Consider the following 22,252-nt stretch of genomic DNA (forward strand, 5'->3'; position numbering starts at 1 on the left):
GCGACACCCCTGACCCGGAGGCTGTTCCAGGCCTAGAATCTGGCCGTGAGCGAGATGCACGCGCCTGCCCGAGGCGCAGCAACATTGCACGACGTCGCACGCGAGGCCGGTGTGTCCCTGGCGACCGCCTCTCGCGTGCTCAACGGTTCGACCCGCAAGGTGGCCGAGAGCTACCGCGAGCGGGTCGAAGCCGCGGCCGAGATGCTCGGCTACACCGCCAACCTCTCCGCGCAGGCGACGGCACGCGGCACGTCCGCCGTCGTCGGCCTCGTGGTCGCCGACATCGCCGATGCCGCGCTCGGCCAGCTGGCCGCCGGCGTCGCGCGCGGCGCGGAGGAAGCCGGCCTCGTGGTGACGATCGCCGTGACCGGACGAGATCCGCTGCGCGAGGTGGCCGTCGTTCGCGCCCTGCGCGGCCACCGCCCGCGCGGGCTGATCCTCGGCGCGTCCCGCACGGAGGGGCCTGACGCCACCGATCTGCAGTCGGAGCTCGAGGCGCTCGCAGGCACCGGGGGGCGGGTCGTCGTGCTGGGCCGCCGAACTTCGGGTCTGCGGGCCGTCGGCACCGACGAGCGCGCCGGGGCCGCGGCGCTGGGTGAGACGCTCGCCCGCCTGGGCTACCGCGCCGCGGTGATCGTCGCCGCGGACGAGGGAATCCGCACCTTCGACGACCGCGTCGCCGGCTTCTCGGACGGCTTCACCACCGGCGGCGGCACGATCCTCGACGTGCGTCGCGCGGGCTTCACCCGTGAGGCGGGGTACGCGAGCGCGCAGGCGCTGATCGACGAGGGCGTCACGGCGGGGACCGTCGTGGTCGGCATCCGCGATGTCGTCGCGATCGGGGTCATGTCGGCGCTCCGCGAGGCGGGGCGCCGGGTCGGGGAGGACGTCGCGGTGGCCGGGTTCGACGACATCCCGTTCGCGCAGGATGCCGCACCCGGGCTCACCACGGTGCGCGTCCCTCTCGAGGAGCTCGGCTACCGCGCGGTGCGCGCGGTCGTGGAACCCGAGTGGGATGCCGCGTCCCCGCTGCTCCCCGTCGAAGTGGTCGTACGCGGCAGCACACCGCCGCGCGCCTGAGTTCAGCGCGCGGCGCGGAGTGCGGCGGTGCTGGCCCGCACGGCCAGGACCGTGGGCACGGTGTGGAAGGCGGTCGCACCGTCTTCGATGGCCGCGACGAGAGCGGCCACGGCCAGCTCGCCGAGGCGGTCGAAGTCCTGACGCACGGTCGTGAGCGGCGGACGGTAGTCGGCGGCGTCGGCGATGTCGTCGAATCCCACCACCGACACATCGCCGGGTACCGGCCGGCCCGCGTCGGCGAACGCGCGGATCGCGCCCAGCGCCGTCTGGTCGTTCGCCGCGAACACGGCCGTGACGGCGGGATCGGCCGCGAGCGCCGTGGCCGCGAGGTGACCGGATGCCGCCGTCCAGTCGCCGCGCGCCATCGGCGGGCTCTCGCAGCCGGCCTCGGCGAGCGCCTCTCGCCAGCCCCGTTCGCGCTCCGCGGCCGCGAACGACCCGACGGGCCCGGCGAGGTGGTGGACGGTGGCATGGCCCAGGCCCAGCAGGTGCGCCGTCGCGGCGTGCGCCCCCTCCGCATGATCGGACTGGACGACGCCGACGCCCGGGGTCCCGGGGGGTGCGTCGACGACGACCAGGCGCAGCCCGCGCGGCGCGGAGGTTCCCCGTGCCGCCGCGGTGGCCTCGTTGAGCACGACCGCACCGTCCACGCCCTGATCGCTCAGCCGCTCGAAGGCGGACGCGACATCGGGCTCGGTGCCGAGCGTCACGACGGTGAGCGCGTAGCCGCGGCCGGCCGCGGCATCCGCCACCGCCTGCAGCATGCGGGAGTTGCCGACCGTGGCGAGCGTCGACACCACGAGGCCGATCGTCTGGGTGCGGCCGGTCCGGAGGGCGCGGGCGGCGCGATGCGGCCGGTAGCCGAGCCGGGCCATCGCGGACTCGACGCGGGCCCGCGTGGCGGGGTCCACGCGCGGGCTGTCGTTCACGACCCTGGAGACGGTCTGGCCGGACACGCCCGCGGCGGTCGCGACGTCGGCCATCGACACCCGTCGCTCCATCTCGCCTCCTCGCCCCGGTCGATGCGCGCCGTGCGCCGTCGAGAATCCAGGAATGTTGACGTTACCACGCGTCGCTTGCTACCGTGTTGACGTGAACATTCCTGCGATCTCAACGGGCGAACCCCTCGGCAACGGCGTCGTCAAGCGCCCGACCCGGCTCGCCGACGGGCGTGAGCTGATCTACTACGACGACCCCGGCACGAGCCTCGGCTCCGAGCGCCGCGTCGACGCCCGCGACCTCGCACCGCGCCCCGACACGGCGACGATGCGCCGCGATGTGCTCACCGGCGACTGGGTGTCGGTCGCAGCCGCGCGGCAGAACCGGGCCTTCCTGCCTCCGGCGCACCTCGACCCGCTCGCGCCGCAGTCGGCATCGAATCCGTCGGAGATCCCCTCGCGGTACGACGTCGCCGTGTTCGAGAACAAGTCGCCGTCGTTCGGTCCCGCCCTCGCCTCTGCCCACGACGGCGTCCCGGCCGGCGTCGACGCCCCGCGCGACCTCGCCGACCTCGATGCCCCGGGCCTCGGCCGCACCCGCACCTCCGTCGGCCGCTGCGAGGTCGTCTGCTTCAGCCCCGAGCACTCCGGCTCGTTCGGCACGCAGACCCCCACGCGCGCCCGCACCGTCATTGAGGCTTGGGCCGACCGCACCGCGGCGCTCTCCGCCCTCCCCGGGGTCGAGCAGGTGTTCCCGTTCGAGAACCGCGGCGAGGCCATCGGCGTGACTCTCCCCCACCCGCACGGGCAGATCTACGCCTATCCCTACATCACGCCGCGCACGGCCGGGCTGCTCGCCTCGATCGAGCGAGAGGGCGCCGACCTGTTCGATCGCATCCTCGACTTCGAGCGTGAATCGAACCGCGTCATCCTCTCCGGCGAGCACTGGACCGCGTTCGTGCCGTTCGCCGCACGCTGGCCGCTCGAGGTGCACGTGCTCCCGCATCGTCACGTCGCGGACATCTCGGAGACGACGGATGCCGAGCGCGACGAGCTCGCTCCCCTCTACCTGCGCCTCCTGCGCGGCGTCGACGCCCTGTACGACACCGAGACGCCCTACATCGCCGCATGGCACCAGGCTCCTGTGAACCGCGGGCGCGACACCGTGCGTCTGAACCTGCAGCTGACCTCGCCCCGCCGCGCCGCCGACAAGCTGAAGTTCCTCGCCGGCTCCGAGGCGGCGATGGGCGCGTGGATCGGGGACGTCCCGCCCGAGTCCGCGGCGACGCGGCTGCGCGAGGCGGTCGCCTCGATCCCCGAGGTGACCCTGTGACCGCGGCCGCGGCGGCCCGCGCGCTCTTCGGCGAGCGCTTCGCCGCTGATCCGGTCGGCACGTGGTCGGCGCCCGGCCGCGCGAACCTCATCGGCGAGCACACCGACTACAACGACGGCTTCGTGCTGCCGTTCGCGATCGAGCACCGCACGCACGTGGCGCTCGCACCGCGCGAGGACGGCATGATCCGCGTGGCCTCGACCTTCGACGACGGGGTCGTCGAGCTTCCGCTGAGCGAGCTCGACTTGTTCTTCCCGGCGCGGCGCGACGAGGTCGTCGAGTGGGCGCGGTACCCCCTCGGCGTCGCCTGGGCGCTGCAGCGCCTCACCGGCCGGACCGATCTCGCCGGGGTCGACCTCGCGTTCGCGTCCGACGTGCCCGTCGGAGCCGGGCTGTCCTCGTCCGCCGCCATCGAGGGCGCCACGGCGGCCGCCCTCGCCGAGACGTGGGAGCTCGAGGTCGACCGGGTCCAGCTCGCTCGGGCGGGCCGTATCGCCGAGAACGACGCCGTGGGCGCCCCTACCGGGATCATGGACCAGATGGCGTCGATGCTCGGCCGTGCCGACGCCGCGATCTTCCTGGACTGCCGCACGCTTCACGCCGAGGTCGTCGACCTGGGCTTCGCGCAGGCGGGCCTCGAGCTCGTCGTGATCGACACCGGCGTGAAGCACTCGCATGCCACGGGCGGCTACGGCGAGCGCCGGGCATCGTGCGAGCGAGGAGCCGCCCTCCTCGGCGTTCCGGCGCTGCGCGACGTCGCCCCCGATGACCTTCCGCGCGCCCGCCGGCTGATGGACGACGTCACGTTCCGCCGGGTCCGTCACATCGTCACCGAGAACCAGCGCGTGCTCGACACCGTGCGCACCCTCCGCGAGGACGGCCCCACCGCCATCGGCGACCTCCTCGTCGCCTCGCACGCGTCGATGCGCGACGACTTCGAGATCTCGGTGCCCGAGCTCGACACCGCCGTCGAGGCCTCCCTCGGCGCCGGCGCCATCGGCGCGCGCATGACCGGCGGCGGATTCGGCGGTGCGGCGATCGCGCTCGTCGCACGCGGCGGAGTCGCCCGACTCACGGATGCCGTGACGGCGGCGTTCGCGGCATCCGGATTCTCCGCACCCACGATCTTCACCGTCACCCCGTCCGCCGGGGCCGCGCGCGACGACGCCTGACGTCACGCGTTCACCGGGGCGCGATCGTCAACCCCTGGATCTGACGGATGCCGCGCTCTAGCGTCGTAGCTGGGCCGCGGCATCCGCTCGCCCGGCCCGGAAGGAAGAGATCGTGGCGTACATCACCGTCGGGTCCGAGAACTCGGCAGACATCGAGCTCTACTACACCGACCAGGGGCACGGTCAGCCGGTCGTGCTGATCCACGGGTTCCCGCTCAACGGCGAATCCTGGGGCAAGCAGCAGGCCGCGCTGCTGGACGCGGGGTACCGCGTGATCGCGTACGACCGCCGCGGCTTCGGGGCGTCGTCGAAGGCCGGTTCCGGGTACGACTACGACACGTTCGCGGCCGACCTGCATGCCCTGGTGGAGGACCTCGACCTGAGGGACGCGATCCTCGTGGGATTCTCGATGGGCACCGGCGAGATCGCGCGGTACCTGTCGCGTTACGGCAGCGCGCGCGTGGCGAAGGCCGCGTTCCTCGGCTCGCTCGAGCCGTACCTGCTCAAGACGGACGACAACCCCGACGGCGCGGGCCCGCAGGACTTCTTCGACGGCATCGCGCAGTCCGTGCGCGAGGACCGCCACGCCTTCGTCGCAGGCTTCTTCAACGACTTCTACAACCTCGACGACAACCTGGGCTCGCGCATCTCGCAGGAGGCCGTCGACGCCAGCATCCAGGTCGCGAACACCGCGAGCAACGCGGGTATCTCGGCCGCTCCCCTGACCTGGCCCACCGACTTCCGCGGCGACATCGGCTCGATCGACGTTCCGACGCTGATCCTGCACGGGACGGCCGACAACATCCTGCCGATCGACGCCACCGCGCGGCGGTTCCGCAAGCTCCTGCCGGATGCCACCTACGTCGAGATCGACGGCGCTCCGCACGGCCTGCTGTGGACCCACGGCGCCGAGGTCAACGAGGCGCTGCTGGCCTTCCTCCGCACCGCCTGAGTCGGCGCCCGTCGCCGGGTTCGGCGGGTCCTCCGGCTGACGCTTTCCGGCCAGGTCTCACGCACGCGGAGGGTTTTCAGGAAGCGTTGCACTCGTCTTGCGCTTGTCTTGCGCTTCACCCGGCAGGATCGATATCACCGAGCGATGCCGGACTCGGGGAAGGGCACCGGCATCACCGGGGACGAGGGCCGTGGGGGCGGTCGGACGATTCTGTCGTGGGGGGCGGCGGGATCCGTCTCACTCGTGAGAATGGCCGCTTCTGGGGAGCGGCCATTCGCATGTCCGGGCATAGATTCCCGACGGATGCCCCGGCACGGGAGGTGCCGGAGCATCCGTCTGGCCTGTCAGAAACGCGGATGCCGTTCGCTGCGTCTAGGTGCGCGCAGCGCGGCGGCGGCGCAGCACCAGAGTCGCGGCGCCGGCGATGAGCAGTGCGGCCGCGAGACTCGCCGAGCCCGCGATCGCACCCGGCGTGGACCCGGTCGCGGCGAGCGCCTCGGTCACGGTGACCTCGGTCCAGCCGAGCACATTGCCCTCGGCATCCAGCACGACGATCCGATGCGCGCCCGCCTCGATGCCCGCCGGCAGGACCACCGTGACGGTGCCGTCGGCGGCCACGACGTGCGCGCCGAGCGAGATCGGCGTCGAGTGCAGCCACACCCACACGGTGTCGCCCGCGTAGCGCGTGCCGACGTAGACCGTGATCGTCTGACCCGCCTCCACGGCGTCCGGCGCGACGACGTCGCCGCGCGTGGCGTCGGTGAGCTGCTCGTCGGTCGCGGGGTCGGTCGCAGGGTCGGTGCCGGGGTCGGTCCCGGGATCCGTGCCGGGGTCGGTCGGACCTCCGGTCGTCGGGCACGGAAGGGTGCCCGAGCGCAGCGAGAAGCCGTCGGTGTCGCCGTCGTCTGCCCACACGACCTCCTGGAGGCCGTCCACGCAGGTCGAGGCGGGCGCGATCGCCATGCCCTCGTTGTTGAGGTTCGGCATCCCGGCGGGTCGCGCGTAGGAGCGCGCCACCTCGAAGTCGCCGTCGACGACCTTCAGGAGGTTGTACGCCCCGCCGCAGCCGTCGTCGCACAGCGCCCACAGGGCTCCGCGGTCGGCATCGTAGGCCACGTCCATCGACCACGGGAAGCCCGAGGCCTCGACCTTCACCTCGACCGGGGCCCCGCCCACGGGGAGTGAGAAGAAGTGGAGCGCCCCCGTGCCCTCGACCGCCGTCACGAACAGCCCCGGCGTGGGATAGGCGGTCGCCGAGTAGGCGACGCCGTCGATCCTCCAGCCGGCGCGCACGAGGAACGCGTCGGGGACGTAGGTGATGCCCTCGAGACCCAGGTTCGTTCCGGTCTGCACGAAGCCGTTCACATCCCACTCGTGGGTGGCGACGAGCTCCGTCGTGGCCGCCGTCACAGCGCTCACGTCGTAACGCGCGACCTTGTTGTACGACGTGCCCTTGGCGCGCAGGTTGTCGCGCTCGGAGGTGAGGTACACCGCCCCGTCGGGGCCCACCGTCACTCCCTCGGCGTCGAGCTCACCGCCGCCGTCCGCGAAGCGCACCGGGATGCCGCCGGCCCACTCCGGGAAGGCCGTGTAAAGGCCCCCGACGAGGTGCATCTTGAAGAGTCGGCCCTTGTTCATCGCGACCCACAGGACGGTCGGGTCGTTCGGATCGAATGCGGCACCCGAGACGTCGCCCTCGTCGTTGGCGTCGAGGTCGGTGAACGCATCGACCGCGTCGACGATCCGCACCGTGCCGGCACCCGGCCAGGTCTCGGTCTGGAGCGTCGGGCACGCGTTGGCGGCGCCCCACGTGGCGGTCGGGGTCTCGATGTACGTCACGGAGCCGAACACCTCGCAGCGGCTGTAGGACGCGATGCCGTCCTCGAACCAGGTGTGACCCACGACGGTGGCGCCCGACGTCGAGCGGATGGTGAGCGAGTCGACGCTCTCCAGGCCGGCGACGCTTTGGGCGACGTAGAAGCCGCCCGCGGGGATCGTCGTGGGCACGGGCACCGTGTGCACGACGTCGCCCTCGGAGTCGACGAGCTCCCAGCCCGAGATGTCGACGGGCGACGTGCCCGTGTTGAGCAGTTCGGCCTTGCCGCCGACGTTCGAGACCTCGTTGAGGAGGACCGCCGTGTCCAGGCGACGCGACTTCGTCTCGCAGGACGCGGAGTTGTCGCGGCCGAAGCTGCTCTCGGTGACGCGCCAGAACTCGTCGGATCCGTCGGGGCACGCCGCCGAAGCGCGCGCGTCGGACTCGTACGTGTCGGACACGCCGGCATCGCCGTCGCCGTAGGCCTGCTCGTCGACGAGCTGACGCACGCCGGCATCGGCGCCGGGACCGTAGATCTTCACGCTGTCGCCCTCGCCCGAGAGGCCCTTCTTGGACGAGAACGCGACGTAGCCGCCGGCGGGGATGATCCACGAGATGGCGGGCTCCAGCGAGTCGCCGTCCCACATCTTGAGGTCGGCGAGCGTCAGGGCCGATGCTCCGGATGTCGCGCCGCTGTCGGTCTGATACCAGCCCTGGATCGTCACGTCCTGCGCACCCGTGTTGGCGAGCTCGACGGCGTCGCCGAAGCCGGGGTTGCCCGGGTCGTCGGCATTGAGGGAGGCGATCTCGTTGATCTCGATGTCGTCCCAGTTCGGATCGAGCGCCGGCGGGGGTGTCACGGCGCACACGTTGGCCGCGCCGGGAGTCGACGGCGTCGATTGGAAGACACCGCTTCCGTCGGGGCAGCGGCCCCACGTCGTCGCGTGCGTGTCGGCGGGCCACGTCGTGGTGTCGACGCGCGTCGCGCCGTCGGGCAGGTAGAGGTTGGCCTCGTCGCCCTTGCCGAACCCGGCGACCGTGTAGTCGACCGTGAGGAAGCCGCCCGCGGCGATCGAGGTGCCGGCGGGGAGGGTCTGGAGATGGGTCGGGTCGGAGAGGCGTGCGTTGTCGGACAGCATCCAGCCCGAGACGTCGACCGCAGCGGGGCCGACGTTGACGAGCTCGACCCAGTCCTGCGGGTCGGAGCTGACCTCGTTGATCCGGACGGCGTCGGCTCCGACGGCCACGCACTCGTTGACGGCGCCCTTCGTGGGCGTCATCGAGACGAGGTCGGCCGCCCCGGGCGTGCACAGCCCCATCGACGTGGCGTGCACGCCGGCGGGCCAGGTGACGGTGTCGACGAGCACCGCGGTTCCGGCGTCGAACGCCGCCTTGTCGCCCTGGTAGATCGCCACGCTGTCGCCCTTGCCCAGGCCGACCGTCGAGTCGACCGCGAGCACGCCGTCGGCCGGCACGGTGCCGGACAGCGCAACCCAGTGCTCGGGGTCGTCCGTGGCGCTGTCGACGTACCAGAGCCCGTTCAGGTCGAGGTCCTCGGCGGTCGGGTTGGCCAGTTCGAACCAGTCGTCGGGGTTCGAGTTGACCTCGTTGATCACCAGCGCGTCGACGGTGGCGGCCGATGCCGGCGCGGCGGCGACGGCGGGGACGAGGACCACGGACAGAGCCGCGAGTGCGGCGAGGAGCGAGCGGGAGCGCGCGTGGGAGGGCATGCGAGAACGCATCGGGTGTGCACCTTCAGGACGAGGGTCGGGGTTGCGACCCAGCGTCGTGACCGCCGGCGACGAACGGGTGAACGACGGATGTCGCCGCACTGTCCGCCCTCCGACCAGCCGGTGCCGTCAGCTGCGGACCGACGGATGCCCCGGCACAACCCAGTGCGCCGGGGCATCCGCCCGCTTCAGTCCTGCTGCGGGGCGTTGGCCATCGCGATGAGGCCGTCGATCATCTCGGGGTTGATCGCGCCGTTCGAGTCGCCGAGCGCGAACATGCCCGCCCGCCCGATGGGGAACGACTCCATCATCTTCGAGGCGTCCACGCCCTCGGGCATGATGTCGGCCACACCGTCCATCGCGCCCATCATCTGCGCGATCGCCGCCTGCACCATCGGCCCCACGACGGGGTGCGCCATGACCTCGCCGATCGACGACGTGCGCGACAGGGGCAGCACGACGGGGTCGCCCTCGACCTGCACCGAAACGGACGAGCGGATGTCGCGGCTCGACGCCGCCACGTCGACGACGTACTCGCCGCCCTCGACCACCCACGCATCGAGCCGGATGTCCCAGTAGGCGAGATCCTTGCGGCGCACCGTGAGAGTGACGACCTCCGTCTCGCCCGGCTCGAGCGCCACGGATGCGAACGCCTTGAGCTCGCGCACCGGGCGCTGCACCGCACCGCCGGGGAGCGACGTGTACACCTGCACGACCTCGCGACCCGCGCGGTCGCCGGTGTTGGTCACCGCGACGGTCACCTCGACGTCGCCGTCCGCGTTCACGGCGGCCGCTGCATCCCCGTAGCCGAACGTCGTGTAGGAGAGGCCGTGACCGAACGGGAACGCGACATCCATGCCACGTGCGTCGTACCAGCGGTAGCCGACGAAGAGCCCCTCGCCGTAGCGCACGTGCGAGAACTCGCCCGGGAAGTCGAGGAACGCCGGGGTGTCCTCGAGGCGGTGCGGGATCGTTTCGGTGAGCTTCGCCGACGGGTTGACGACACCGTAGAGCACGTCGGCGATCGCGCCGCCGCCCGCCTGACCGAGCAGCCAGCCCTCGAGGATCGCGGGAACGCGGTCGGCGAACGGCAGCGTCACGACACCCCCGTTGGAGAGCACGACGACGGTGTTCGGGTTGACCTCGAGCACGGCATCGAGCAGCTCGAGCTGCACGGCCGGCAGGTCGAGGTGCTCGCGGTCGTAGCCCTCCGACTCGGCCGCGGCCGGGAGCCCGAGGAAGACGACGGCGACCTCGTTCTTCGCGGCGAGCTCGACGGCGTCGGCACGCAGCTGCGCGGCGTCGCCCGAGCCGTTGAGCGTGAACCCCTGCGCCTGGAAGACGTAGTCCTCAGTGGCCTGCGCGACGATCTCGAGAGCGACCTCGTCGACACGGGTCGGGTTGATCATCGACGATCCCGCCCCCTGGAAGCGCGGCTTGTCGACGAACCCGCCGATGAGAGCGACCGACACGTACGGCTTCAGGGGCAGCAGCCCGCCCTCGTTCTTGAGCAGCACGATCGACCGGCCGGCCGCCTCGCGTGCGAGCGCGTGGTGCGCGTCGACATCGAGCGGGCCCGCGACGGCGCCCGCACCGTCGGTCGACTTGCGCACGAGATCGAGCACGCGGCCGGCGGCGGTGTCGAGAACACCCTCGTCGAGGGAGCCGTCCTGCACCGCGGCGACGATCTGCGCGTCGGTCGTGCCGTTCGACGACGGCATCTCGAGGTCCATGCCGGCGGCGAGGCCGGGCACGCGCTCGTTGACGGCGCCCCAATCCGAGATCACGAGCCCCTCGAAGCCCCACTCGTCGCGCAGCACCTGCGTGAGCAGCCAGGGGTCCTCCGATGCGTACACGCCGTTGATGCGGTTGTAGGAGCACATCACCGTCCAGGGCTGGGCGTCTTCGACCACGCGCTCGAATCCGCGCAGGTAGATTTCGCGCAGCGGCCGCGGGTCGATGTCGGAGCTCGACCGCATGCGGTCGTCCTCCTGGTTGTTGGCGGCGAAGTGCTTGAGAGAGGAGCCGACACCCTGCGACTGGATCCCCCGCACGATCGCGGCGCCGAGCACGCCCGACACGATCGGATCCTCCGACAGGTACTCGAAGTTGCGGCCGCACAGCGGCGAGCGCTTGATGTTGATGCCGGGGCCGAGCAGCACCGCGACGTTCTCGATCGAGGTCTCGACACCCAGCGCCTCGCCCACGCGGTGCACGAGGTCGACGTCCCACGACGATCCGAGGCCGACGGCCGGCGGGAAGCATGTCGCCGGCACGCTGTCGCCGATGCCGAGGTGATCTCCGCCCTCGCGCTGCTTGCGCAGGCCGTGCGGGCCGTCGGTGACCATGATGCTCGGGATGCCGAGACGCTCGACGGGTTTGGTGTACCAGAAGCTCGCACCGCTCGTGAGCGAGGCCTTCTCCTCGAGGGTGAAGTCGGCGACGGATGCCGGGGGTGCGGCTGCGGTCGTGGTGTCGGTCATGGTGACCATCCTTTCGTGGATGAGGGGTCGGGTGTCAGGCGGCGACGGAAGTTCGCCGGCGGAGGTGCAGGAACCACACCGGCCGGCCGTAGTCGCGCTGCAGCCAGGGCCAGAAGGCCCACCACATGAGCAGCACGCCTGCGACGCCGGCGACGATGCCGAAGAACGTGTCGGAGAGCCAATGCGCGTTGATGAGCGTGCGCTGCCACATCATGCCCACCCCGATGAGTGCGCCGATGATCCACCACGTCAGGCGCAGCGCCGGGCGCTCCGCGGGGATGAGCGCCGCGATGATGACGACGAGCGCACCCGCGGCCACCGCGTGGCCCGACGGGAACGACCCGTGGTCGACCGTGAACAGCGGCCCGAACAGCGAGAGCAGCTCGTCGGCGGCGGGCCGGGGCCGGTCGACGAGGTTCTTCATGCCCTGCGAGTACAGGCCGAGCGAGACCAGGCAGGACGCGAAGACGAACAGCGCCGACCGCCACCGCCCGACGACCGCGAGGCCGACCGGAAGCAGGATCACCATGAACAGCGCGCCCGGCGCCTCGCCGAGGTACTGGAAGAACATCGGCAGGAACCACGTGTGGCTGCCGCCGTCCGGCGCCGCGCCGACCAGGCGCCGCCACCAGTCGTCGATCGGCTGCGTGAACGGCCCCTCCGCGTGGAGCGAGACGAACAGCCCCATGAGGCCGAACGCCCCGAGCAGCACGAGCGCCCACACCAGGAGCGCGAGCGGGCGCCCGGTGCGGGGAGCGGATGCCGCAGCATCCGTCGTCCGAACCGTGTCGGTGCGTGCCGCCATCAGCGGCTCGCCTTGATCGGCCAGACCGCGAAGGCGCCGAGGATGCTCAGCACGATGCCGACCGGGAAGAGCCCGACGAAGCCGACGCTCAGGACGATTCCGCCGGCGACGGCCGGGGCCAGCGTCTGCGGAAGGGTCGCGGCGATGTTCACAACGCCGAGGTCCTTCGCGAACGACTTGGCCGACGGCAGCACCTGGCTCATCAGCGCGGTGTCGACGGCCTGGAACATGCCGAAGCCGAAGCCCGAGATGAAGGTCATGAGCATCCACGCCTCGATGGTCGGGGAGACCATCGGGATCACCATCGCGAGACCGACGAACACCGACGAGCCGAAGATGAAGGGCTTGCGGCGACCGACCTTGTCGGAGAGCGGCCCGGAGATGACCGTCGAGATCAGGATGCCGACGAGGCTGAGCAGCCCGAGCAGCGGGATGACCGTGCCGGGGTCCTCGACGCCGAGGTAGTCGGTGAGGATGAAGAACTGGTATCCGGTGACGGCGAAGTAGCCGGTGTAGAGGAGGAGCCGGCCCGTGAACGCCCAGAAGAAGTCGGGGTGCTCGATCGGGTTGACCCAGAACGTGCGCAGGAAGTCGGCGAGCTTGAACGGCTCCGGCACGATCTCCTTGCTCGAGTAGTCGGGGTTGAAGACGAGGAAGAGCGTGAGCGTCACGAGCGAGATCACCGCGAAGATCACGTAGCCGGCGGCGATGCTGTGGAGGAACAGCGAGCCGACGATCGAGCCGCCGAGCGCGCCGACCATGAGGCCGATCCCGGACAGCGCGGCGAAGGTTCCGCGGCGCGCGAGCGGCACGCGGTCGGGCATGATCGCGCTCAGCGGGCCCTGCGCGAAGTTGTAGGCGATCTGCACGAGAGTCCAGGCGATCACGATGCCCAGGAGCGAGTTCGCGAACGCGAGGCCGGTGAGCGCGAGTCCGCCCGCGAGGGAGCCGAGGACGATCCAGGGCGCCCGGCGGCCGAAGCGCGAGCGCGTGCGGTCGGAGAGCTGGCCGGCGATCGGCTGAGCCAGGATCGACGCGAACGAGCCGATCGTCGTGACGATCAGGAGGTTGACCACCTTGTTCGCCGGATCGAGCTCGGTGATCTGGGCGGGGAGGAGGATGCCCGGCACCGCGCCCCAGATGAGGAAGATGCCGAGGTTCGCGGGGATGATCCACCACAGCAGGCGGCGGAGGCCGCGGATCGGGACGGGCGGATCGTCGTTGCCGGCGGCGGTCGCGACGAAGGTGTTCTCGGTCATCGGGGCGCGCGTGAGCCCCTCGGGGTCGGGGGCGAGAGCGGAGTCAGACGGCGTTGTCATAGTGCGTCCTGTTCGGAGGGAGGGCGCTCTGCGTCGAGCGCAGCAAAACCATATGACATTTGGTTTTGAGAAATCAAGCATCATTCGGTTTACTGTCCCCATGGTGGAAAGCCAGAAAGAACGCAGGGGTTCTTACGCGAAGGGCGTGGCCAAGCGCGAGGAGATCCTCGAACGCGCGCTCGACGTCATCGCGCGAGAGGGGTATCGGGGCGCTTCGGTGAAGGAGCTCGCGGATGCCGTGGGACTCAGCCAGGCAGGGCTTCTCCACTACTTCGACAGCAAGGAGGAGCTCTTCACGGCGATCCTCCGCAAGCGCGACGAGGTCGACTCGGCCGGGTTCGGACTCTACGAAGCAGACGGCACGGTCACGATCAGCGATCCGCGCGAGGGCTTCCTCGGAGTCATCCGGCACAACGCCGATGTGCCGGGTCTCGTGCAGCTGTACGCCCGCCTCTCGGTCGATGCCGTCGACCCCGACCACGCGGCGCACGAGTTCTTCGTGAGCCGCGGCCAGGTCCTGCGCGACGTGTTCTCGAACGCGATCGCCGCCAGGCAGGCATCCGGTGAGGTCACCGACCGCATCGACCCGACGACGCTCGCCCGGATCTTCCAGGCCGTCGCGGACGGCCTCCAGGTGCAGTGGATGCTCGAGCCCGACGTCGACATGGCAGGCACGGTCGACGCCCTCTTCGAAGCCCTCGATCCTCGCCCACACGAGACCTCTGGTCGCGATGACTGAGCCGGCGCACTCCCCGGCGCCGCGCGGTGCGGCGACCGACGCACCGGTGGCGGCCTCGGCTGCGGACCCGGCCTCAGGTCCGGAGACAGACCGATCCACCCCGGCGCCGACGCCGGCGGCGGCCAACGAAAGGCGGACCTCTGTGGCGCAGCATCCGGACGGCCCGATCGTCTCCATCGCACCCGGCGACGTCCGCGGCCTCTGGCGCGGCGAACCCGGCGCGCGCGGCGCCTCGGCGGCGTTCCTCGGCATCCCGTTCGCGCAGGCGCCGGTGGGCGACCTGCGCTTCGCGGCGCCGGTGCCGCCCGAGCCGTGGACCGGTGTGCGCGAGGCCACCGAGTACGCCGCGACGGCGCAGCGCGGCGACCCGGGCATCACGCTCATCCCCGAGCCGTCGATCCCCGGCGATGCGACGCTGAACGTGAACGTCTTCACCCCGGAGCCCGGGAACCGGGATGCCGCGCTCCCCGTGCTGGTGTGGATCCACGGCGGCGGGTTCATCAGCGGCTCCCCCGCGAGCCCCTGGTACGACGGACGCGCCTTCAACCGCGACAGCGTGGTCACCGTGACGATCTCCTACCGCCTCGGATTCGACGGGTTCGGGCACATCCCCGGAGCCCCGTCGAACCGCGGCGTGCGCGACTGGCTCGCCGCCCTCGAGTGGGTCCAGGAGAACGTCGCCGCGTTCGGCGGCGACCCCTCGCGCGTGACGATCGCGGGGCAGTCCGCCGGAGGCGGCGCGGTGCTGACACTGCTCGGGATGCCCGCCGCCCAGCACCTGTTCCATTCGGCATGGGCCCTGTCGTCGGCGACCGCCGACGTCAGCCCCGAACGCGCCCGCACGCTGTCGGCCAGGCTCGCCAACCTGGCCGGAGTCGCACCCACGCGCGACGGCTTCGCGTCCGTCCCCGAGGAGCGGCTCCATGAACTGCAGGAGAAGGCGTCGTCGCCCGACGACCCGAACCCGCTGGCCGGCATCCTCATGCTCCTGCAGGACGGCCCGTCCATGGGCCCGGCGATCGACGGCGATCTGATCGCGCGCCCGACCCTGGAGTCGCTGCGCGCGGGCGTGGGGGCAGACAAGCCCCTCGTGTTGGGCGCCACCGACGACGAGTTCACGATGGTCACCGACTCCGCGAAGGGCAAGCTGCGCTTCGTGCCGGCGAGCCTCGCCCTGTCGAAGCTGCAGCTGTCGAAGGGGACCCGCCGGTCCTACCTCGCGGCCAACGCCGCACAGCGCAGGAAGGGCACCGCCGCCGTGCTCGGCCGGTACGTCACCGACGTCGTGTTCCGCTCGACGGTCGTGCGCATCGCCGAGGCACGGGGCGACGCGACCACGTGGGCGTACCGCTTCTCGTGGGTGTCGCCGAAGCAGGGCTGGGCGATGCACTGCCTCGACGTGCCGTTCTGGTTCGACTGCCTCGACGCCGACGGCGTGCCCGAGATCGCCGGAGACGCTCCGCCGCGCCGGCTCGCGGACGCCGTCCACAGTGCCGCCGTCGGACTCATCCGCGACGGCGACCCCGGCTGGCCCGCCTGGGCGACGCACCCCGGCGTTACGCGGGTGTTCGGCGGCGAGGCCTCCCGCCCCGACGTCGATGCCGACGGCTACGCCTCCGTGCGGAGCCTGGTGTAGCCGCCGAGCCGGCGGCCCGAGCCGCTGCGGCGGGGCGCGTCACGCGTCGGCGTGGCGCGTCGCGCGTCGAAATCCGAGGAGAAACGCCGGTGGCCAGGCGCGGTGCGGCTCAGACGTCGGCGAGCCTCCTCATTTCTCGACACTCAGCGCCGGCGAAGGGAGCCGACGAGTCCCCGCAGCGCGGCCAGGACCTGGGCGGGATCCCAGAAGATGTCCTCGGCGATAGGACGGAAGGTCGCATAGCCGCGAGCGGCTGCCACCTGATCACGGCGTCGGTCACGTCGCTGGGCCGCCCAGTCGGAGTGGTGCGCGCGGCTGTCGCACTCAACGATGAGCCACCCGTTCACGAGGAAGTCGACCCGACCGACCCCGGCGATCTCCGCCTGCGCTTCGAAGTCGACGCCGAGCGTTCTGAGCATGAGACGAGCCAGCGACTCCGCACCGGATTCCGCCCGGGGATCGAGCAACGAGCGGATCCTGCGGTATCGACGAGGGAGGACGGCGAAGAACTCGTCCAGGTCGTCGGCATGCAGGTGGCCGAGATGCAGCGCGGAATCCAGCATCGCGATGGTGGCGCGCGGACTCTGACATCGCGCGGCCTGAAGCAGTGCGTCGAAGAGGTCGACGGCCGTCGCGCGCGGGTGGGGCGTCCGGTGCAGCCGACCCCAATGGTGACGGACTGGCCGGGCGACCCTCCCCTGCATCGAAGAGGTCGCCGAGTGGTGGACATGCAGCGTCGGAGCTTCGAGAACGAAGACGCCCTGGCGGGCGACCTCCGAGAGGCAACCGAGTCGGGCGCGCAGACGGCACGCATCAACGAGATCCGGGTGTGTGTCATGGGGAAGGTAGCTGCCACCGCGAGGCCGGAGGACGGCACCCGTGCGGACCGCCTCGGTGATTCCGCGTTCGGTGAGGCCCGCGCCCCGCAGGTCCGAGCGGCGCCAGGTCAGGCTGGGCGATACGGCGAGATCAGACGGTTCAGGCACGGCGCCACGTTGCGCTATCTGGACGTGACGCCGAGCGCCGCGCAGCCAGGTTGGGGATGCCGCATGCCCAACGCCGGGCGGGGAGGAGGGGCGCTCGTGCGGGTTGCCGCGCCGGACGGACGAAACGGAGGAACACGCCGCGCGCGGCGAGCCCGCGACGTCGTGCCCCGGCGTTTCTCCTCAGTTCTCGACACCGGCGAGGACCGAGTCCGGCCGGGCAGCGTCGCGGTTCGGTGGGTCGGAGCGGCAGGCAGCAGGGCACGCGAAGGCTCGCACACCCGCATCGCCGAGACCGGCGGGCACGGCCGGTACCCGGCGGGTTTCAGTTGCGCCCCGGCTCGGCGGTGGCCGGTACCCGGCGGGCTTCACCCACCCGGCCGATCGAGCCACCGAACGGAAGAAACTGAGGAGACACGCCGCGCGCGGCGAGCCCGCGACGTCGTGCCCCGGCGTTTCTCCTCAGTTCTCGACACCGGCGACGGCCGAGCCACCTGCGAGCCACGCCGCCGCCGGCCGGCTCACCGGCCCGCCGCGGCCCACCGGCCTAGCCCAGCGCGCCGATGACCTCGCGCTCGAAGAGCTGCACGCCGGAGCGGTCGTAGGCCGCCTCGGGGAAGTAGTGGACGGCGTAGCCGAGGCCATGGCGTTCGCGCTCGGCCAGGCGCTCGGCGACCTGCTCGACGGAGCCGAACGCGGGCGAGGCGAGGTACTCCTGCTCGATGGCGTCGGCGCGGTCCTGGCCGACGAACGGCAGCATCCGCGCCTTGACGGCCGCCAGGCGATCGGATGCCTCGGCTTCGGTCTCACCCACGATGGTGTTGAAGTTGCCCGACCGGGTGATCGTCGCGAAGTCCCGGCCGAGGGCGTCGCAGTGCCCGCGGAGGATCTCGCTCTTGCGATCCCACACCTCCAGCGTGCCGTTGAAGTTCGTGTATGCCGCGTACTTCGCGGCGATCTTCAGCGTCACCTTCTCGCCGCCGCCGGCGATCCACAGCGGGATGCCGCCCTGCTGCAGCGGCAGAGGCCGCACGATCGCGCCGTCGACCTGGTAGTGCCTGCCGTCGAGCGTGGCCGTGCCCGTCGTCCAGGCCTGGGTCATGATGTCGACTCCTTCGCGCAGCATGCCCAGCCGGTCCTTCACCTCGGGGAACCCGTACCCGTACGCCCGCCATTCGTGCTCGTACCAGCCGCCGCCGATGCCCATCTCGACGCGGCCCCCCGAGACGGCGTCGACGGTCGCGGCGACCTTGGCGAGGTACGCGGGGTTGCGGTACCCCATGCACGTGCACATCTGCCCGAGCCGCACACGCGAGGTCGAGGCCGCGAATGCCGCCATCAGCGTCCACGCCTCGTGGGTCGCCTCGTCGGAGGGCACCGGGGTCGTGTGGAAGTGGTCGTAGACCCACAGGGACTCCCACGGGCCTTCGTCGGTGAGCTGGGCGAGCGTGGCCATCACGCGCCATTGGTCGGCGGGGTCGATGCCGACGAGGTCGAATCGCCAGCCCTGGGGGATGAAGGTTCCGAAGCGCATTCCCCCAGCCTACGAGCGATGACGGATGCCGGAGCCGACGACGGTGGCGTGCGGCATCCGCTCTCGCATCACCGCGATCGCGGCGGGGTTCTCGTCGACGAGCACCGCGTCGCGGCCGAGCGCCGATGCGACCGCGCCGGTCGTGCCGCTGCCGGCGAAGAAGTCGAGCACCCTGTCCCCGGGTCGCGAAGACGCCTGCACGATGCGGCGGAGGATGCCCTCGGGCTTCTGCGTCGGATACCCGGTCTTCTCACGACCGGTCGTCGGCACGATCGTGTGCCACCACACGTCGGTCGGCAGTTTGCCGCGCGCCGCCTTCTCGGGGGTGACCAGCCCGGGCGCCATATACGGCTCGCGGTCGACGGCCTCGGAGTCGAACCAGTACCGGTCGGGATCCTTGACGTACACGAGGATCGTGTCGTGCTTGGTGGGCCAGCGCCGGCGGGTCTTGGCGCCGTAGTCGTAGGCCCAGATGAGCTCGTTCAGAAAGCGGTCGCGCCCGACCAGCGCATCGAGCAGCACCTTGGCGTAGTGCGCCTCGCGGTAGTCGAGGTGCAGGTAGAGCGTGCCGTCGTCGGCCAGCAGGCGCCACGCCTCGAGCAGGCGCGGCTCGAGGAAGCCCCAGTAGTCGTCGAACCGGTCGCCGTACGCGCGGAGGTCGCCGCGCAGCCGCTCGTACTCGCGGCCATGGAATCCGCGCCGCACGACCGCGTCGCCCGAGCGCTCTTCGCCCGGGGGACGGGCGACCTCGAGCGCGCGCTCCTGCGTGCGCCCGGTGTTGAACGGCGGGTCGAGGTAGACGAGGGTGAACGAGCCGTCGGCGAACGCGCGGATCACGTCGAGGTTGTCGCCCTCATGGATCTCGACAGCACCGGATGCCGCGCTCGGCCGGGTGGCGGCATCCGCCTGCTCGCTCACAGCAGTACGCCCGACGAGTCGATCACGGCACCCGGCGCAGCCACGCGTCGGTGGCGAACTTCGACTCGACGAGCGCCTCGGCCTCGGCGTATTCCTCTTCGGTGATATGCCCGGGCACAGCGCCGTACAGAGCGGCGAAGGTCTCCTTGAGCTTCTCGATGACGGCCTCGCGGGGCAGCCCGGTCTGGCGGCGCAGCGGGTCCACGCGCTTCGCCGCCGAGGCGGTGCCCTTGTCGCTGAGCTTCTCGCGGCCGATGCGCAGCACCTCGGTCATCATCTGGCCGTCCATGTCGTAGCTCAGCGTTGCGTGGTGCAGCACGCCGCCGTTGGCGAGGCGCTTCTGCGCGGCGCCGCCGATCTTGCCCTGCGGCGAGGCGATGTCGTTGAGCGGCTGATAGGTCGCTTCGATGCCGAGCGACCGCAGCGCCTGCAGCACCCAGTCGTCGAGGAAGGCATACGAGTCGGCGAACGTCAGTCCGGCGACGAGGGATGCCGGGACGTACAGCGAGTAGGTGACGATCGAGTTGGCGGCCATGAGCATCGCCCCGCCGCCGGAGATGCGGCGCACGACGTCGAAGCCGTGTCGCCGCGCTCCGTCGGGGTCGACCTCGTTGCGCAGCGACTGGAACGAACCGATCACGACGGCCGACTCGTTCCATTCCCACAGGCGCAGCGTCGGCCGGCGGAGCCCGTCGCCGACGCGTGCGGTGAGCACCTCGTCGAGCGCGAGGTTCATGCGCGGCGATACCGGTCGCTCGTGCACGATCTCCCAGTCGAAGTCGCGCCATCCCGGCGCCGTCACCAGTGAGCGGCGCACCGCGGTCCCGACGGCCTCCGGCGTGAAGCCGAGCAGCTGGGCGCCCTCGGGGAGGGCCGCGCGCACGGCGGCGGCGATCGTGGTGACGTCGGCCTCGATCGGGAGCCCGTTCACCGCGGCGTCGATGTCGTCGAGGGCCGAGTCGGGCTCGAGGAAGAAGTCGCCGGCGAGATGGAAGTCGGCGATGCGGCCGTCCCGCTCCTCGAGGTCGACGACGACCAGCTTCCCGCCGGGCACCTTGTATTCGCCGTGCATGGCCTCAGCCTAATTGCGGAGCGGCGGCGCCGGGCGGGGGCACCCGGCGCCGCCGCTGGTCTCAGGAGGTGCAGGCCTTTCCGTTGAGGTGGAACTGCCACGGCTCGACGGCTGCTCCGACGCCGGTGACGACGAGCGCCGTCGTCTTTCCGGGGCGCAATGCCTTGAGCGCCTTCGGTGCCGTCACGGTGACGGTGGCTCCGTCCTGCACGAACGAGCCGCCGACCACCTTGACCACCTTCTGCGTGCCGTCGAACGTCCACGACAGCGTCCACGGACTGAGCGTGGTCGTGCCGCCGTTGCGGACGGTCAGCGCCGCGATGAACCCCTTGCCGACCTTGGTGCCGACGACCTTGACGTGGCAGTCGAGCGGTGCGACCGGCGGGTCGGCGAGCGCGATGAGCTCGCGCGCCTGCTCGACGAACCACTGCCCGGCCGCCGGATCCTCGATGCCGCGCTCGGGGTCGAGCGGTCCGTCGGTCCCGCGGTAGCACTTGCCGTCCGACTCGCCCGGGACCTTGATCCAGAGGTAGGCGTCGACGAGCGCGACACCGGTCTCGGTCGACGGGCGCAGCCCGAGGCCCCGATCAGGGGGGTTGCACCAGTCCTCGTGGGCGGAGTAGACCCCGCTGGGGTATGCCCATGGTCCGAGGCCGTTGCGGCTCGTGTCGATCACGAACCGCGTCGTCGGCTCGACCGCGCCGAGGATCGAGGCGTAGCGGGAATCGACGCCGTCGGTGTTCAGGGCGAGGTCCGCGTTGCCCGGTCCCCACTCGCCGTACGGCGACATCGCCGTGCCGTCCCAGTTCGTGGCGGGACCGCCGTTCCAGTACTGGTTGCCGCACGAGCCGAAGTCACCGGGGTTCACCTTCGTGACGTACGCGATACACGACGACACCCAGGTGCCGAAGTACGTCGAGTTGGCCGTGAACTGGTAGTTCGAGGCGTTGAGGAAGAATCCGTCGGCCCGCTCCACGCCGCCCTTGATGAGACGGTCGGAGATCTCCCCGACGTTGAGCCAGCTCGCGCCGGTGCCATCCAGGTAGACCGAGGTCGAGGCGAGGGCGCCGAGCGCGTCCACGGCGTAGTTCACCTGGGTGTATCGATCGGATGCCGCGGTCGCGGCCGGCACCTCGGCCGGCTGACACCATTCGGTCGGCCCTTCGAGCGGCGTGTAGTGGGGGATGATGCCGAGGCCGTCGGGCTCGAGGATCACCGTGGCGGCACGGTCGCCGATCCCTGCCGCGAAGCCGTCGATCCACGCCTGGTAGGCCGCGGTGTCCAGCGCCCCGCCGGCCGAGTACTGCGCGCAGTCGCGGAAGGGCAGGTTGTACGCCACGAGGATCGGCATCTGGCCGTTCGCGGCGGCGGCCGAGACGACCTCGTCGACGGCGGCCTTCACTTTGGCCGGGGTGCCCTTCGTGAACCAGTCGGCGGAGGGGATGGAACCGAGCAGCTGTGCGTCGGTGCGTGCCTGGCCGCGCAGGGTCTGCGCGGCTTCGAGGGTCGTGCTCCAGGGGTTGAGGTACAGCTCCGAGCCGGCGAGACCCGGTTCGTCGGCGACGGCGGTTCCCGCGGCCAGGGGCACCGCGAGGCCGACCGCGAGCGCGGCCGCTGCGGTGAGCGCCAGGGTTCTGCGTCGGCGCGTTGCGGCGACGGTCGGACGGGGCATGTCCTGGGTCATGGGGGTCTCCTGGTCTTCGTCGACCACCGGGCGTCGTCGTCCGGGGAGCTGCACCGTG

At 71.4% G+C, this 22,252-nt stretch carries 16 protein-coding genes; 6 read left to right on the forward strand and 10 right to left on the reverse strand.

Features of this window, described 5'->3' with window-relative positions:
- Positions 1-54: 54 nt before the first annotated feature.
- Positions 55-1,080: a LacI family DNA-binding transcriptional regulator gene (locus ASD93_RS11545; RefSeq protein WP_056124433.1), complete on the forward strand. Its 1,026-nt coding sequence runs from the start codon at positions 55-57 to the stop codon at positions 1,078-1,080.
- 2 nt (positions 1,081-1,082) lie between these two features.
- On the opposite strand, the gene ASD93_RS11550 is transcribed toward ASD93_RS11545, so the two are convergent.
- A complete protein-coding gene (locus tag ASD93_RS11550; protein WP_056124436.1) occupies positions 1,083-2,063 on the reverse strand; it encodes a LacI family DNA-binding transcriptional regulator in 981 nt (326 codons plus the stop codon).
- Positions 2,064-2,178: 115 nt separating this feature from the next.
- Here ASD93_RS11550 and galT point away from each other — a divergent pair, with 115 nt between their 5' ends.
- The 3 genes from galT to ASD93_RS11565 all read left to right on the forward strand — a co-directional run bounded on the left by galT (position 2,179) and on the right by ASD93_RS11565 (position 5,475).
- On the forward strand, positions 2,179-3,351 hold the full coding sequence (gene galT / locus ASD93_RS11555) for a galactose-1-phosphate uridylyltransferase (protein WP_056124439.1): 1,173 nt from the start codon (positions 2,179-2,181) through the stop codon (positions 3,349-3,351).
- Positions 3,348-4,523 carry a galactokinase gene (gene galK, locus ASD93_RS11560; RefSeq protein ID WP_056122520.1) on the forward strand — a complete coding sequence of 392 codons (1,176 nt, stop codon included), beginning with the start codon at positions 3,348-3,350 and terminating at the stop codon, positions 4,521-4,523. The genes galT and galK overlap by 4 nt, the downstream gene beginning before the upstream one ends.
- A 112-nt stretch (positions 4,524-4,635) precedes the next feature.
- Complete coding sequence (locus tag ASD93_RS11565) at positions 4,636-5,475, forward strand: alpha/beta fold hydrolase (RefSeq protein ID WP_056122522.1); 840 nt, start codon at positions 4,636-4,638, stop codon at positions 5,473-5,475.
- A 372-nt stretch (positions 5,476-5,847) separates the two neighbouring features.
- Here the strand turns inward: ASD93_RS11565 and ASD93_RS11570 are convergent, their stop codons facing one another.
- The 4 genes from ASD93_RS11570 to ASD93_RS11585 form a co-directional block, all read right to left on the reverse strand.
- Positions 5,848-9,021 carry a lamin tail domain-containing protein gene (locus ASD93_RS11570; RefSeq protein ID WP_056122525.1) on the reverse strand — a complete coding sequence of 1,058 codons (3,174 nt, stop codon included), beginning with the start codon at positions 9,019-9,021 and terminating at the stop codon, positions 5,848-5,850.
- A 188-nt stretch (positions 9,022-9,209) separates the two neighbouring features.
- Positions 9,210-11,504: a glycoside hydrolase family 3 C-terminal domain-containing protein gene (locus tag ASD93_RS11575; protein WP_056122527.1), complete on the reverse strand. Its 2,295-nt coding sequence runs from the start codon at positions 11,502-11,504 to the stop codon at positions 9,210-9,212.
- Positions 11,505-11,538: 34 nt separating this feature from the next.
- Positions 11,539-12,309 (reverse strand): phosphatase PAP2 family protein, encoded by a 771-nt coding sequence (locus ASD93_RS11580; RefSeq protein WP_056122530.1) that lies wholly within the window; start codon positions 12,307-12,309, stop codon positions 11,539-11,541.
- Complete coding sequence (locus ASD93_RS11585; protein WP_056122533.1) at positions 12,309-13,628, reverse strand: MFS transporter; 1,320 nt, start codon at positions 13,626-13,628, stop codon at positions 12,309-12,311. The genes ASD93_RS11580 and ASD93_RS11585 overlap by 1 nt, the downstream gene beginning before the upstream one ends.
- Before the next feature lie 145 nt (positions 13,629-13,773).
- Between ASD93_RS11585 and ASD93_RS11590 the strand changes: the two genes are divergently transcribed.
- Positions 13,774-14,367, forward strand: coding sequence for a TetR/AcrR family transcriptional regulator (locus tag ASD93_RS11590; RefSeq protein ID WP_235566946.1), 594 nt, complete (start codon positions 13,774-13,776; stop codon positions 14,365-14,367).
- A gap of 142 nt (positions 14,368-14,509) precedes the next feature.
- Positions 14,510-16,003: a carboxylesterase/lipase family protein gene (locus ASD93_RS11595; protein WP_056122538.1), complete on the forward strand. Its 1,494-nt coding sequence runs from the start codon at positions 14,510-14,512 to the stop codon at positions 16,001-16,003.
- 143 nt (positions 16,004-16,146) lie between these two features.
- Here the strand turns inward: ASD93_RS11595 and ASD93_RS15990 are convergent, their stop codons facing one another.
- The 5 genes from ASD93_RS15990 to ASD93_RS11620 all read right to left on the reverse strand — a co-directional run bounded on the left by ASD93_RS15990 (position 16,147) and on the right by ASD93_RS11620 (position 22,194).
- Entirely contained in the window at positions 16,147-16,566 is a 420-nt protein-coding gene (locus ASD93_RS15990) for a DUF559 domain-containing protein (protein WP_056122541.1), read from the reverse strand.
- A 967-nt stretch (positions 16,567-17,533) separates the two neighbouring features.
- The gene (locus ASD93_RS11605) at positions 17,534-18,520 is read right to left on the reverse strand and encodes an LLM class F420-dependent oxidoreductase (RefSeq protein WP_056122544.1); all 987 of its coding nucleotides are present in this window, start codon (positions 18,518-18,520) and stop codon (positions 17,534-17,536) included.
- 9 nt (positions 18,521-18,529) lie between these two features.
- Positions 18,530-19,438: a DNA-methyltransferase gene (locus ASD93_RS11610; RefSeq protein ID WP_082569301.1), complete on the reverse strand. Its 909-nt coding sequence runs from the start codon at positions 19,436-19,438 to the stop codon at positions 18,530-18,532.
- A gap of 22 nt (positions 19,439-19,460) precedes the next feature.
- A complete protein-coding gene (locus ASD93_RS11615; protein ID WP_056122548.1) occupies positions 19,461-20,510 on the reverse strand; it encodes a biotin/lipoate A/B protein ligase family protein in 1,050 nt (349 codons plus the stop codon).
- 61 nt (positions 20,511-20,571) lie between these two features.
- Positions 20,572-22,194: a glycoside hydrolase family 6 protein gene (locus ASD93_RS11620; RefSeq protein ID WP_056122551.1), complete on the reverse strand. Its 1,623-nt coding sequence runs from the start codon at positions 22,192-22,194 to the stop codon at positions 20,572-20,574.
- Between the last annotated feature and the right edge of the window lie 58 nt (positions 22,195-22,252).

The sequence above is a fragment of the Microbacterium sp. Root180 genome (assembly GCF_001428485.1).
Lineage (GTDB): Bacteria > Actinomycetota > Actinomycetes > Actinomycetales > Microbacteriaceae > Microbacterium.